Below are 14,165 nucleotides of genomic sequence, written 5' to 3'. Positions count from 1 at the left end.
AAGCCTGACCGAGTTTCAGTTCGGCGCAGGGCGGCGTAACCTGCTCGCGAGTCCGTTGGATCTCGCTTAAGGGTCTTGAGCCTGCGTGCGAAGTTGTCGGCGGCAACGAAGTCAGCGAGGTGTTACCCGAGCTGATCGTGGCTCTCGTAGTAGAAGCGTTTGACGGTGGCGTCCTTGATCGTGCGGTACATCCTCTCGACCTGTCCAATGATGCTTGGCCTTAGTCGTACGGTGCTCGATGTCGTTCGTGGCGCAGGCACATTCGATGGCGTGCGCCCAGAGGCGTTCGCCGTTGGCGATAGCCTCTTTGATCTGCGGCACGGCCGAGCCCGGGCATTGGGTGTGGTGAACTGATTCCATCGTCGTGAGGCACGGTTTGGATCTTATAGGGAACGGCCGCGATCAGCCGGAGCAGGAACTCTCCGGGAGACGACAGTGGTGGCCTTCCCATGCAACTCCATGAAGGCGACCTTCGAGCTAGATCCGCCGTCAAGCTCCGCGGTGCCTCCAGCCGGGCCGCAGCGACGAATGGTCAACAAGTCTGTCACCTTTGGCCGTCAGCGGCTGGCGCGCCAGAAGGCGATACGGTCCTGCAACCGGTAGCCCTGGATAATCGCCGGCATGAACCACGGATTGCCGCGGTAGAGCGGGATGGCCGAAGGCGGTCGAAAGTCGAACGCGGTGCGCGACTGCTCGCCATGCCCCATCAGCTTGTGGGCCGCACGCATACCGATCCATGGCGCCCAGACCACGCCCGAACCGCAGAAGCCGGTGGCATAGACCACACCATCCTTCTCGAAGATGCGAGGCAGCATGTCGCGATTCATCGCTACGTTGCCGAACCAGCAATGCGAAAGGCGCACGTTTTCCAACTCCGGGAAAAGGTTCACCAGGCCCTTGCGTAGGAGAAGTTTCGGGGCAATCGGATCGCCGACACGAGAACTGTCGCGCCCCCCCAGCAGGATGCGTTTCCCGTCGGGCGAGGGACGATAATAGAAACCGAGTTGCCGGCCCTCGGTGATCGTCATCAGCTTCGGCATCAGTCGCGCCATGATATCGGGCGCAAGTTCCTCGGTGACGATGATCCGGCTGCGGACCGGAACCAGCCGGCGGCGCAGGAAGGGAGCGGCGCCATCGGTATAGCCGTTGGTACAGACCAGAACCTGCCGCGCATCCACCGTCCCTGCCGAAGTCACGACGCGGAACCCTGAACCATTCCTCTCGATCGACTTGACCGCCGTATGCGAATGGACCGTCAATCCGGATGCGAGCGCTACCCGCAGGAGTTCAGCGTGGAACTTTGCGGGGTGCAGCCCGCCAATGTCCGTCCGAACGGTTCCGCCGCGGTAGAAATCGGTGCCGATATAGTTCCGCTGCTCAGCATGCGGAACGGCGTAGGACTCGATCCTCAGTTTCTTTGCCAGCCTCTCGGCGCCGCGCGCCATCTTCTCATACTGTTCATGTCCGAAAGCGCCTTTGAACTGGCCGACCAAGCGGAAGTCGCAGTCGAGCCCTTCGGTCTTGATGAAGTCGTAGAGGAATTCGCGCGCGATCTTGCCCTCGGCCTCGATCGCCATGGCCTTCTCTTCACCGAAGCACCTGGTGATCGTGGCAGAATCCGGCCGGATGCTCCCGCTCGTAATCCCGCCATTGCGCGTGGAAGCACCCTCGCCCGGATGCATCGCATCAAATGCGGCGACCGAGCGCCCCTCGCGCGCCAGCACAAGCCCGGCCGAAAGCCCGGCATAGCCGGCGCCGATAATCACCACGTCGAGCTTCTTTGCCAGCGGCTGCCGCGGCAGCGGCATGACGGGTGCCGCTTCCCACCAGTAGGGCGTATTCTTTTCGGCGACTTCGGGCTCTTGCACGTGACTGACTTCTCTTGATGTTCCAGGGTTTAGGAATGTGACGGGTCGCGGTATTCAAATATGGTCATCTCGCACATCCAGAGCGTCACGCAGTCCGTCGCCGATGAAATTGAAACTGGTCACCGCGATGGTGATTGCCGCTCCGGGAATGATTGCTAGCCAGGGTGCGCTGCCCAGATATTGCTGGGCGCCGTTGAGCATGTTGCCCCAGCTTGGCAGTGGCGGCTGGATTCCGTAGCCGAGGAAGCTGATGTAGGCTTCCATGAGAATGGCGCGCGCGACGGTCAAGGTGGAAGCAACGATGATTGGACCGATGGCGTTGGGAAGGATTTCCCGAAACATGATATGTGTGCCGCTCAGCCCCAGCATTCGCCCGGCCTGGACGAATTCGCGCTCGCGAAGCGAGCGGACCTCGGCCTCTACAATTCGGGCGACTTCCATCCAGCTGGTCGCAGCGATCACGACGGTGATCATTATCGGGCTGGGTTTCAAGGCTGCGGCAAGGGCCAGCACAAGGAAGATAGACGGGAAGGCCAGAAAGCCGTCTACCATGCGCATCAGCGACGCTCCTATCCAGCCGCCGCGGTATCCAGCAATTACCCCAACGAGCGTGCCGATCAGCGTCGACAACAACATGGCGAAGAAGCCCACAAGCAACGAGATCCGTCCCGCCATCAAGAGCCTTGCCGCCAGGTCGCGGCCGAGCGGATCAGTGCCTAGAAAGTGGTGGCCCGTAAGCGGAGGAGCGAAGCGGGCCCGCAGATCGATATACAGTGAGTCATAAGGCAGGAGATGCGGGCCGACGACGCAAGCGAGGCTGAGGAGGATGATCATCGCCAAACCGAGCAGCGCCAGGCGATGCCGCATGAAACGAAGCGCCGCGCGGTTGCTTGTCCATCGGCTTGGAGCTGCCTTTGCGGTGAGAGCGGTCATATCGGCTGTCTCCTGTCGGGGAAGTTGCGCGCTCAAGCCAGACGAATGCGCGGATCGACGATAGCGACGACAATGTCGGCGATCAGGTTTCCAAGCAGAACGAGGATAGCGGAGAACATCAGCAGCCCCATCACAACCGGATAGTCGCTGTAACCAAGGCTATCGAGGAACAACCGTCCCATTCCTGGCCAGGTAAAGACAGTTTCGGTCACCAGCGCGCCGGTGAGGACGCTGGGAAGCTGCATCCCGGCCAGGGTAATCATCGGCAAAAGTGCGTTGCCGACGACATGCTTCATCAATATCCGGCGTTCACTCAACCCCTTGGCCCGAGCCGTCTTGACGAAGTCCTGGCTGATGGCGTCGAGGGTAGCCGTCCGCATGTAGCGGCTCCAGATCGCGACATGGACCAGCGACAGCACGATGCTTGGCAGGATCAGATGGTGAAGATAGCCCAGGATCGAGCTATCGCCGATCTCGGACATATTGCCCGCCGGCAACCAGCCCAATTTCAGGGAAAAGATGTAGATGCCGACGAGGCCGAACCAGAAGGTGGGGACCGACAATGCTACCATGGCGCCAACGGTGGCGAGATAATCGAACAGCGAGTAGCGGCGGGTGGCGCCGCGGATTCCAATCCAGGCGCCGATGGAGATCGCAATCACGGTTGAGGATCCCATCAGCAGCAGCGTGGCGAACACATGGCTGCCAATGATCTGCAATACCGGCGCTCCGTCGCGGAAGGAGTGACCCCAGTCGCCCCGCACCAGCCGCCATGCCCAGTCCAGATATTGGACCCATATAGGACGATCAAGGCCCAGCAGCCCCTTGAGTCGCTCGATATCCTGCTGGGTCATCCCGGGATCGAGCCCGAATTGCGCCATCGGTCCGCCGGGAAGAAGGTTCAGAATGCCGAAGCCGATGATCGAAACGATCACAAGCAGCACCAAGCTCTGCGAGAGGCGATTGAGCAGGAAGCCGCGCATTCTGAGTCCTCCTTTGTAGGTTGACGATTTCAGTCTGTTGCCGCCGCCGTGGTGAAATTGGGCGGCGGCAACGGCTTGGGTTTAGGCCTTCCACTGCCAGACTGCGGCATGCCACGACGCGGTGCGCGTGTTGGGATTGGGCTCGAAGCCGTCCAGCCCCTTCTTGCGCCCGAGGACGTTTGTGTAGGCGAACAGCGGCAGGAAGGGCAGATCTTGGCGCACCATCTCCTGCACGCGATTGTAGATCCCACGCCGCTCTCCCGGATCGAAGCTGCGAGCCCCCTTGTCGAGCAGGGCATCGACCTCGGGATTGGAATATTGCGCGGTGTTCGAACCGTGTCCGCCTTGAGCCGCGATTGCCTTCGTATGCAGCCGGTTTGTGGCGTCGGGGTCCGCGGCAATCAGATAGGTGACGCCCGACATGGCGGTGTCGAATTGCGACTTCAGCCAGAAATCTCCCCACATGACGGCAGCTGGCAAGTTCGAGATCGTCATCTCGACGCCGATCTCGGCAAACGTCTGCTGCATGAACTGCTGCGTCTGCTCGCGCAGGTTGTTGCCAGAGGTTGTTGAGTTGGAGAAGGACAGCCTAACTCCGTCCTTGGCGCGAATCCCATCCGGCCCTGGCGCCCAGCCCGCCTCATCGAGGATTTGGCGCGCCCGGTCTAGATTGAACTCCTGAGCCGGCAGGTTCGGGTCGTAATAGAAGGACTCCTTTGGCATGAAACTCTCGGTGAGAGTGCCCACGCCGTAGTAGATCGTGTCGACAATCGCTTTCCTGTCCAGGGCCGCGTAGAGCGCCTGGCGCACGGCCACGTCCTTGAACTGCGGGCGGCCCAAATTCAGGAAGAACGACTCCAGGGACGACCCGGTCTCGAGTGTCACCAAACGGTCGGGCAGTTCGTGGGCTTCAGTGTAGTGGTCGGGAGTGATGTACGACTGATCGACGAGGTCAACGTCGCCGCTCTTGAACTGAGTGTAGAGCACCGTCATATCGGGAATGTATTTGAAGATGAGCTGTTCGATATACGGACCGTCGCCGGCATACTCAGGATTGGCGACGAGTTCGATATGATCGCCCGCTACCCGCTGGCTCCATTTGAATGCGCCGGTGCCGACCGGCGCCTGGTTGAACCCGGCTGCATTCGGATCGGCCTCTTTCCCCAGAATGTGCTTGGGCACCATGAAGGTCTCGGCCAGGAAGGAAAGATAGGGCGCGAAAGCCTCCTTCATCCGCCATGTGATCTCGGTGGGTGAAACCACTGTGATGTCCTGGACGAGCGTGTGACCGCTCGTACGCCAGGCGCGAAACTTCGGGTTCGTGATGAGTTCCAGGGTGTACTTCACGTCCTCGGCCGTGAAGGGCTCGCCGTCGTGCCAGCGTACATCGTCACGTAACCGGATGCGCCAGTTGAGACCGTCCGGCGAAATGCCGCCGTTCTTCTGGCTTGGCACCTCGGCCGCTAGATTCGGCTGAAAGACTCCCTTGGCGTCCATCCGGACCAGCGCATCGAAAACCGAGAAATGGACCGCGTCATCGACTTCGATGTGCGCCATCAACGGATTGAACACGGTCGGCTCTTGTGAAAGACCGACGACGACGCGACCGGCCGGACCTCCGGCAGGGGTCTTGGCAAAAGCGGGCTTGCCCAGCAGATTGGGCGCGATCAAGCCTGCAGCTCCACCTAGCGCCATCAGCCGCAGCGCCTGGCGTCTCGAGTAGTTGGATGTAGTCGTTGAATTCTTGGTCATCGTAGTTCCTCTCTTGTTATTTTTCATGCGTTTGCTGCTACTGGACGAGCATTGCCCGACCTCTCTCCGGGAATTGCCGCCACGAGTTGGCGCGTGTAGGCCGCTTGCGGGTTCAGGAATATCTGCGAGGGCGGTCCGCGCTCGACGATCCGGCCTTTCTGCATCACAGCGATTTCGTCGCAGATCTGGCTGGCGACACGCAAATCGTGCGTGATGAAGACCATCGACACGCCGGTCTCTCGCTGGATCTGATCCAGGAGCTGCAGGATCTGCGCCTGGATCGACACGTCGAGCGCGGAGACCGCCTCGTCGGCAATCAAAAGCTTCGGCTTGAACATCAAAGCCCGAGCGATACCGATTCGCTGGCGTTGCCCACCAGAAAACTCGTGCGGATAGCGGTCGAAGGCGCCGGCATCGAGACCGACATGGGCCAGAAGCGTCCGCGCTTCTTCGCGCGCCTGCGCATAAGGCATCCCGTGTGCCACCGGGCCTACCGTGATGATGTGGCCGACCGTTGAGCGTGGGTTCAGGGACGCGAAGGGATCCTGGAAGATCATTTGGATCCGTGGTCTTAGCGGGCGGAACTTCGCTTCGGAAAGCTTGGCGATGTCAGATCCCTCGAACAAAATCTCGCCGCCGTCGCTGTCCAGCAATTTGATCAGAAGCCGGCCCAGCGAGGATTTTCCCGAACCGCTCTCGCCTACGACCCCCAGCGTTCGGCCAGGCGCCAGTTCGAACGAAACCTCGTTCACAGCTTTCACAATTCGTTGCGCGCCGAACAGCGCGCCGCCGCCACGATAGGTCTTCACCAGACCCTCGACCTTCAGGATTGGCTCCTTGCTGGCAGGCTCCCCACGAGGGCGATCCTCGCCGATCAGATGTGGTACGGCCGCGATCAGGCGCTGGGTGTAAGGATGCTTGGGCGCCTTCAAGATCTGCTCGGCGCTGCCCTGCTCGACGATGTGACCCTTTTCCATCACCACGACACTGTCGGCGATCTCGGCCACCACGCCGAAATCGTGGGTGATGAACATCACGCTCATGCCCTTGCGGCGCTGAATGTCGCGGATCAGCTCCAGAATCTGTGCCTGGGTGGTCACGTCGAGCGCAGTGGTCGGCTCATCGGCGATCAGCACCGTCGGCTCGAGCGCCAAGGCCATGGCGATCATTACGCGCTGCCGCTGCCCGCCCGAAAGCCGGAAAGGATATTGGTGATACATGAGTTCGGGATCTGGCAACCCCACTTCGGTGAGCAACTCGATGGCGCGGTTTCGACAGGCTTGTGACGTGCCGAAGCCATGCGCGGCCATGACCTCGTCGATCTGCGCGCCCACCGTCATCAGGGGGTTGAGCGCCGAGAGTGGGTCCTGAAAGATCATCGACACGACCCGACCACGCAGGTTGCGCAGCTTGTCGGGCGACATGCCGACGATGTTCATTCCCTCCAGCTGGATCACACCCGAGGAGACGCGGATCACCTTTGGCAGAAGGCCCATGATCGCGTTTGCCGTCACCGACTTACCCGATCCGGACTCGCCGATGATGCACAGGATTTGGCCGCGTTTCAGATCGAAGGAAATGTTCTCGACCGCATAGGTTCGCTCCATGCCTTTCGGCAAATTCACCGTGAGGTCGCGCACCGAAAGCGCCACATCGTGAGAGGCTACAGCCTGGATGCTTGCGACCATCTGGATCACCTCCCATTCCATCGAAGCGGATCGACCCTGTTGCGGACCGCAACATCGCCCCTTGAGCAGCAACGCGTCACCGTAACAGCCGTAGCCTGGCCCCCTCGGCGCTCCGCGCCTTGAGGCTGCGAGAGACGGATACTACTCATCCTGGCGGCTCCCTTATGAAGCCCGGCCCCCGTACCGGACACTGTTCCCTTTTCTTGGAGAACCCTCCAAACGGGCAAGCTCTGCCTATCGGAGGTCCTCTGGAGCTTGCCTGCCGTAAGGGTGCCCCGTTCTTCCAGCCAGTTTGACTGTTCTGTTTCCGCAGAGTCTTCGAAAGTTGGCTCTCGGGCGGCAGGAACTTCTGAAAAGAACGCCCCAATTGGCATTTCACTCTGTTTGGCCTGATGGTGATGGCGTGGGATAGGTGAGAGTCTGAGAGTGATTGCCCGAAAAATGAATGAGCGATGACGCCAGCGGCCGTGCCGACCTGTCCAAGGCGGGGCACGGAATTCCTTGCCACAGGAAATTTGCACGATCCGCCGCGCCGGAATTTTCCGCATTTGAAATGGATTGGCGCCCATCCAGGCGTTGAAGGTAAGTAACAACCGGTATCACCTGCACGAAGCCCGTGATGCGCCCATGCGATGCCTCATCTGGATGCCTATAGAAGGTAGTGCGGAACCAAGCACGGTAAACTGTGCCGCGCATCGAGAAACTCTACCCGGCCCATCAATGCTCGGGTGCTCCTTTTCGATGCCGGTCGACCACATTCAGCTGGGCGAAGCTCGCAGGGCGCTCTTTCAAAGGTGATTTAGGCCTAGGCGGCTGAACTGCGCTTGGAGCCACTCTGCGAGTTCAAACTCCACACCTTGCAGTTCACTCGACCCCAACCATATCAACCCATATTGACTGCCGTCAGGGTCAAAGCCAGCAGGTGCCGCCAGGCTTCCTCGTTCCACATCGTCAATCGCGAGTACGAGCGGACTGAGGGCTACACCCAGGCCTGCGGATGCAGCTTCGACAATCAGGGCGTGATTGTCGAAATACCGGATTTCTGTGGGTCGACGCGCCGACGGATGGGTCTTCAGCCATTGCGCCCACGCGCCAGGTCGAGTCTTCGACCCGAGAGCGAGATAGTCGCCATGTTCAAACGCTGGCACGAATTCCCGCCTCATAATGGGCCCAACCTTTTCGGGAAAAAGGGTCCGGACGTTCCATAACTCGGGCACAGCGAAGTCTAGCCGTCGAATAGCGAGATCGACCTGTGTCTTACGAAAGTCGACAAGCCCTCCCCCTACCGAGAGGTGGAGGGCCATGTTCGGATGCGCCACTTGAAGCGCCCCCAGCCGCGGAATGAGCCAACGAATGGCAACTGAAGGCTCGCAGGAGAGCACCAAGGCACTCTTCCCGGCATTGGCAGCACGCAGGCTTTGAACTGTGGCGGCCAACTCACCGAAGAACCTGCCGAGGGTGAGGTTGAGTGTCTCGCCGGCCGGGGTGAGCCGCAGCCCTCGCCCATTCTTTTCAAACAACCTAACCCCGATGTCATTGGCGAGTTTGGTGATACGGCGACTGACGGCGCCGTGCGTGAGCGCAAGCGAGTCTGCTGCAAGCCGGACCGAGCCCAGCCGCGCTGTTGCTTCGAACGCTCGCAGGTCGTCGAGCGACGGTATGTCTGAGCGATCCATCAGTGATAATCTATCACCGATTTCGTTAGAAACTATCGCTATTCATCCTTGGTGAGGCTTTGTTAGTTGATGCATGCGCACCAATCATCAACCCAGTATAGCGGTCCTCGCCGATGACCTCACCAGCGCGGCAGATGGTGCAGCACCTTTCGTCGCCCGGGGCTTGACTGCGTCAATCGGCAGAGGCCAGCTTCCGCGCCAAGCGGAAGCGGCAGCGATAATTGCAGTCGATAGCGGTTCGCGGTCTGCTACTCCGTCGCAAGCGTTCGAGGCGGTCGCTCGATTAACCGCCCGACTTGCCGGCCGTACCGTGCTCTATAAAACGGTGGACTCCACACTTCGCGGTCACATAACGGCGGAGCTTGAAGCATGTTTTGCGGCGAGCGGCCGCAAAGCACTGGTGTTTGCACCGGCGTTCCCGCAGGCCGGTCGTACGACAGTGAGGGGCATTCAGCTTGTTGACGGCATTCCGGTCTCGGAAAGTTCGTATGGCCATGACCCTGTGCATCCCGTGCGGCATTCCGCGCTAGTCGACCTGGTCCCGAGTTGCATCAAGAATGTCACGCTGCTTGATGCAGAAAAGCAGGAAGAACTCGACTCGCAGATTGCTGCCATCGAGGACCCAGCGTCGATCCTTTGGGTTGGCTCTCCTGGAATGGCTGCAGCCCTATCGCGGCGTTTTGTGTCGGCGAAGACCCTACCACCATTGATCGATGGCATCAGCAGCGATGTCTTGGTGGTCATTGGGAGCGCAAATCTGCGCAGTCAGCGGCAGGCAGATCAACTCCAGAAGGTCAGCGGCGTCATGCTGCTGCGCGGACCAAGCGCGCGCGAGGGGGACTCGGCAGCGGTGCTGCGCCGTATCGCACAAGACGCAGCGCGAGAGCTCCAAAGCCTACGCTTCGGCGCTTTGATCGCCACTGGCGGCGACACGATGGAAGCGATCCTGGACCTTCTCAACGTCCGTGAGTTCGAGATACTGCAAGAACTCGATCCCGGATTCCCGCTTGGTCTCGCCAGGCTTGGCGATGGACGCTCGCTCCTGCTCGCTATGAAGGCCGGTGGCTTTGGCAGTGACGATGCTGTGAAGCGCGCTGTCGCCCGGATACGTGGAGCAGTCCAATGAAGAATTTTTCCCCGCTTGCTCTCACGATGGGCGACGCATCCGGAATTGGGCCGGAGATCGTGGCGAAGGTGCTCGCGAAGGGCGGCGAACGCGTCGTCGTGTTCGGCAGCTATGTTGTCATGCAGGACATCGTGCGGCGGCTCGGGTTGAACGTCGAGGTGCGACGCATCAATGCGGCCGATGCAGCTCAGTTCCAGCCGCAGGTAATTGAAGTCATCGACACCACCCGGATTACTGAGCCTCCTCCAATCGGGCGTATCAGCGCGATCTCCGGACAGGCTGCCTTCGACGCCATCGTTGCAGCGATCGCGGCAGCGAAGTCCGGAGAAGTGAGCGGCATCGTCACGGCGCCGATTAACAAGGAGGCCATGGCCAGCGGGGGAATCCGCTACCCCGGCCATACTGAAATTCTGGCCGACTACGGCGGCGCCAAGCGCGTGGCGATGATGCTTGCGAACGATGACATCCGCACAGTGCTCGTCACGATCCACACGTCGCTGAGCAAGGCGATCGAACAAGGCGATTTCGACGCTCAGCTATCCGCTATCCGGCTTGCCCATGAGGGTGGAAAAGCTCTCGGCTTCGCGACCCCGCGTATCGCTGTAGCGGGTCTCAACCCGCATGCAGGTGAAGGTGGTCTCTTCGGCGACGAGGAGATCCGGATCATACGACCTGCAATCGACGCATGCCGAGCCGAGGGCATCGATGCCACTGGCCCATATCCGGGCGACACCGTCTTCATGCAAGCACGCCAAGGCCGATTCGATGTTGTGGTAGCTCAATACCACGATCAAGGGCTGATCCCTGTGAAGTATCTCGGGCTGGAAAAAGGCGTGAACATCACGCTTGGCCTGCCGTTCGTCCGCACCAGCCCAGATCACGGCACGGCGTTCGACATCGCAGGCCGGGGGATTGCAGACCACGCCAGCTTGGAAACAGCACTTGCCTACGCCAAGCGCCTCGTGCTGGCGCAAACCAAGACGAACTAGATACGAAAGGAACAACACCAATGGGGTTACGCTTCATCTTCATGCTCACGCGCAACGACCGAACGGTTCCGGACGCCTCGCAGCAACTTCAAACCGCGCTCAGCCTCGGCGTGCGGCACATCGGGTTCAAGGATATCGGCTTGCCTATCGAGCAGCTGAAAAGCCTCACTGCAGCCATCAGGACGGGCGGTGCAACTTCCTACCTGGAAGTCGTGTCCCTGGACCGCGAAAGCGAAATTGCTTCGGCAAGAGCAGCTGCCGAAATCGGCGTTGACGTTCTTCTTGGTGGCACGCGGGTCGACGATGTGCTGCCGATCATCAAGGACACCGGCATCCAGTACTTCCCGTTTCCGGGTCGGATCGCCGGTCATCCGAGCGTGCTTGAAGGCGCCATCGACGAAATTGTCGAAAGTGCCAAGACGATTGCAAAGCACGATGGAGTGCATGGCCTGGACCTGCTGGCATACCGTTCAGCGGAGAACGTGCCTGAGTTGATGAAGGCTGTCTGCGCTGCAGTCACCAAGCCTGTCTACGTTGCAGGTTCGATCGACACCCCTGAACGAATTGCAGTCGTCCAAAGCGCCGGCGCAACTGGCTTTACGATTGGGACTGCGGCTTTGGATGGCAAATACCCGGCCAATGGGAATGACCTAACAAGCCAACTCACCGCAATCATTCGCGACGTCGCTGTCCTGAACAAGCACCTTTCGCCAATTCACGACGGTGCCGTCTGCTAAGTTTTCAGTGAGCATCATGGCGCAATTCGCAGGAGCAATCATGACCGTGGCTATAGTGCTGCATCGCGCCGGCGGCGCTCCCGTTGCAACCCCTTTCCGCAGGGCAGCGTTTGGCACGGACGACTTTGTGGGGCATCGCGAAATCGCCTGGGAAGGACCGGACTCGATGATCGTGGGCCGAACCAGCTTTGTTGGTGAGCTCGAAGTCGCAAGCTTCCCCCACATCGAAACCATCGTCGTCGTGGAAGGAGAGCTGATCCTGACGGCGGCCGGGACGTCCCCGATGGTGCTCGGGCCGCAAGCGGGTGCTGTCATCGGATGCGGCACAGCGCTTCGTATCCAGACCGGATCAGGCGTGCGGTTTTCGTTCTGCGCGGCCGCTTGCGACAAACCGACGAAGCCCGGCCTTGTCCCGTTGCGCGCCGACGCCGACTTCAAGCCGTCTGCCTCGCTACCGGCCGAGGCTTTGCTTGGCCCTGCCCCGCAGTGCCGCAGCGACAACGTCTTCTCCAGCGACGGCGTGGATTACCGTGCGGGCACCTGGGTTCGACCCCATACCACCGGATTAATCGCCCGCATCGCCAGAACGAGTTCATGCATCTGCTGGCCGGGAGTGTACGATTCGCCGCGCCCGATGGCAGCGTGCTGCCGGCGGGCACCGGAGACGCGCTTTTCGTGCCCCAGGGCGCATCTATCGGGTGGGAAAGCAACGATCGCGTGGCGAAGTTTTTCGTGGTCCAAAGCGTCCAAGCCTGACGTGGAGCGAGATCCATCATGTCCCCTGGCAAGGTCGCTGAGTTTTAGGCCGCACACGCAACGCGACGCCCCTTCACATGAGATGGCTTTGAAGCTTCAGCCTACCTCCCCTCTGTGAGGGTGGGACGCCAGCGAGCTTTTCACGCAACAATTGCATGTCCTAAGGGCCGCTAACCGCAGGATATTCCGTCCAGGCACACAACTCCGCAGCGTGTCTATTCTCGGCGCGGGCTAGAATGCTCCAAAGTTACCGGAGTTCCGCAGATGCCCGCGCCGCTCATGCACATCGAGTGCAGCCCTTCCCTGCCCCGCGAGGCAGACGTCGTCGTCATCGGCGGCGGCGTGGTGGGCGTGTTCACGGCGTACTATCTCGCGCGCCGCGGCGTCAGCGTCGCCCTGGTCGAGAAAGGGCGCGTGGCCGCCGAGCAGTCGAGCCGAAACTGGGGCTGGTGCCGCCAGCAGAACCGCGATGCGCGCGAGTTGCCTATGGCAACCAAGAGCCTCGATCTCTGGGAGAAGGTGGCACAGCAGACTGGCGAGGATACCGGATTTCGCCGTTGCGGGCTCCTCTATCTCTCACAGGACGAAAATGAGTTGGCGGGCTGGGCGAAATGGCGTGACTTCGCCAGGACGGTAGGCGTGAGGACGCCATGTGCTGAGCGCGGAGGAAGCCACCGAGAAGCGCAAAGCGACCGGGCGCAAATGGAAGGGCGGCGTTTTCTCACCAACGGACGGAACGGCGGATCCCTCCAAGGCAGTGCCGGTTGCCGCGCGCGGCATCATGGCGGCGGGCGGTACCGTGCGTCAGCATTGCGCGGCGCGTGGACTGGAGTTGAGCGCCGGCAGGGTCAGCGGCGTGGTGACGGAAGCGGGAACCATCCGTACGAAGACCGTGGTTATGGCCGGAGGCGCGTGGGCCTCTCCCTTCTGCGACCAGCTTGGTATGCGCTTCCCGCAAGCTGCCGTGCGTCAGTCCATTCTAGCCGTGGCGCCAGGCGCAATCGGTCTGCCCGATGCCCTGCATACAGCGAGCGTCTCGCTGACGCGGCGCAGCAACGGTGGATACACGCTGGCGATCAGCGGGCGGGCTCGCGTCGATCCAACGCCACAGCAGTTCAGGTTCAGCCGCGAGTTTATCCCGATGTTCGCCCGCCGCTGGCGCAATCTCGCACCGGGCGCCCTCGAGGGCTGGCGTCAGGGCCATGAAAGCCTGCGCAAATGGAGCCTTGACGATATTACGCCAATGGAACGGAACCGAATTCTCGACCCGAAGCCTGACATGGGACTGATTCGGCTGACATATCGAAGAGCCTGCGAATTGATCCCCGAACTCCAACGCGTCGCGATCTCCGATGTCTGGGCGGGTTATATCGACAGTACACCCGACGGCATTCCCGCGATCGGCGAAGTGGAGGGGATTCCGGGCTTCATCCTGGCGGCGGGATTCAGTGGTCACGGCTTCGGGATTGGCCCGGCGCGGGGCATTTGATCGCCGACATCATCACAAGCAGCGAGCCTATTGTCGATCCGCGTCCTTATAGGCCCGAACGCCTGAAGAGCGCTGCGTGGGGCAAGGTTGCTGAATTCTGAGGAGATCAGCTTGCCAAGGTACAATCGGCGCACACGAGATTGAGGCCGCGAGTGCTCAAAACAGGGA

Annotated in this window: 10 protein-coding genes and 2 pseudogenes; 5 read left to right on the top strand and 7 right to left on the bottom strand. The window is 60.8% G+C overall.

Going from position 1 to position 14,165, the window contains the following annotated elements; genetic code table 11:
* Nucleotides 1-125 precede the first annotated feature (125 nt).
* From NKJ88_RS33060 to NKJ88_RS30940, 7 genes and pseudogenes are all read right to left on the bottom strand, one after another.
* Nucleotides 126-258, bottom strand: a pseudogene (locus NKJ88_RS33060) (IS481 family transposase); the annotation flags it as partial.
* Nucleotides 259-557: 299 nt separating this feature from the next.
* Nucleotides 558-1,808 (bottom strand): NAD(P)/FAD-dependent oxidoreductase, encoded by a 1,251-nt coding sequence (locus NKJ88_RS30965; RefSeq protein ID WP_502904781.1) that lies wholly within the window; start codon nt 1,806-1,808, stop codon nt 558-560.
* A gap of 114 nt (nt 1,809-1,922) precedes the next feature.
* Nucleotides 1,923-2,801 carry an ABC transporter permease gene (locus NKJ88_RS30960; protein WP_352446724.1) on the bottom strand — a complete coding sequence of 293 codons (879 nt, stop codon included), beginning with the start codon at nt 2,799-2,801 and terminating at the stop codon, nt 1,923-1,925.
* Nucleotides 2,802-2,833: 32 nt separating this feature from the next.
* Nucleotides 2,834-3,784 (bottom strand): ABC transporter permease, encoded by a 951-nt coding sequence (locus NKJ88_RS30955; RefSeq protein ID WP_352446723.1) that lies wholly within the window; start codon nt 3,782-3,784, stop codon nt 2,834-2,836.
* Nucleotides 3,785-3,865: 81 nt separating this feature from the next.
* Nucleotides 3,866-5,536 carry a peptide ABC transporter substrate-binding protein gene (locus tag NKJ88_RS30950; RefSeq protein WP_352446722.1) on the bottom strand — a complete coding sequence of 557 codons (1,671 nt, stop codon included), beginning with the start codon at nt 5,534-5,536 and terminating at the stop codon, nt 3,866-3,868.
* Nucleotides 5,537-5,559: 23 nt separating this feature from the next.
* The gene (locus tag NKJ88_RS30945) at nt 5,560-7,224 is read right to left on the bottom strand and encodes an ABC transporter ATP-binding protein (RefSeq protein WP_352446740.1); all 1,665 of its coding nucleotides are present in this window, start codon (nt 7,222-7,224) and stop codon (nt 5,560-5,562) included.
* Nucleotides 7,225-8,012: 788 nt separating this feature from the next.
* Nucleotides 8,013-8,900, bottom strand: a complete 888-nt coding sequence (locus NKJ88_RS30940) for a LysR family transcriptional regulator (RefSeq protein WP_352446721.1) — start codon at nt 8,898-8,900, stop codon at nt 8,013-8,015.
* A gap of 73 nt (nt 8,901-8,973) precedes the next feature.
* Between NKJ88_RS30940 and NKJ88_RS30935 the strand changes: the two genes are divergently transcribed.
* From NKJ88_RS30935 to NKJ88_RS30915, 5 genes and pseudogenes are all read left to right on the top strand, one after another.
* Nucleotides 8,974-10,026 carry a four-carbon acid sugar kinase family protein gene (locus NKJ88_RS30935; protein WP_352446720.1) on the top strand — a complete coding sequence of 351 codons (1,053 nt, stop codon included), beginning with the start codon at nt 8,974-8,976 and terminating at the stop codon, nt 10,024-10,026.
* Nucleotides 10,023-11,015 carry a 4-hydroxythreonine-4-phosphate dehydrogenase PdxA gene (gene pdxA / locus NKJ88_RS30930; protein ID WP_352446719.1) on the top strand — a complete coding sequence of 331 codons (993 nt, stop codon included), beginning with the start codon at nt 10,023-10,025 and terminating at the stop codon, nt 11,013-11,015. Before NKJ88_RS30935 ends, pdxA begins: the two co-directional genes overlap by 4 nt.
* A gap of 20 nt (nt 11,016-11,035) precedes the next feature.
* Nucleotides 11,036-11,752, top strand: coding sequence for a beta/alpha barrel domain-containing protein (locus tag NKJ88_RS30925; protein ID WP_352446718.1), 717 nt, complete (start codon nt 11,036-11,038; stop codon nt 11,750-11,752).
* A gap of 318 nt (nt 11,753-12,070) precedes the next feature.
* Nucleotides 12,071-12,508 carry a cupin domain-containing protein gene (locus NKJ88_RS30920; RefSeq protein WP_352446717.1) on the top strand — a complete coding sequence of 146 codons (438 nt, stop codon included), beginning with the start codon at nt 12,071-12,073 and terminating at the stop codon, nt 12,506-12,508.
* A gap of 264 nt (nt 12,509-12,772) precedes the next feature.
* A pseudogene (locus NKJ88_RS30915) lies at nt 12,773-14,098 on the top strand (NAD(P)/FAD-dependent oxidoreductase).
* The last annotated feature ends 67 nt before the right edge of the window (nt 14,099-14,165 follow it).

The sequence above is a fragment of the Mesorhizobium sp. M0016 genome (assembly GCF_040324035.1).
Lineage (GTDB): Bacteria > Pseudomonadota > Alphaproteobacteria > Rhizobiales > Rhizobiaceae > Mesorhizobium.
Note: the sequence above shows the minus strand (reverse complement) of the source record. Positions and strands in the feature narration are given on the sequence as shown.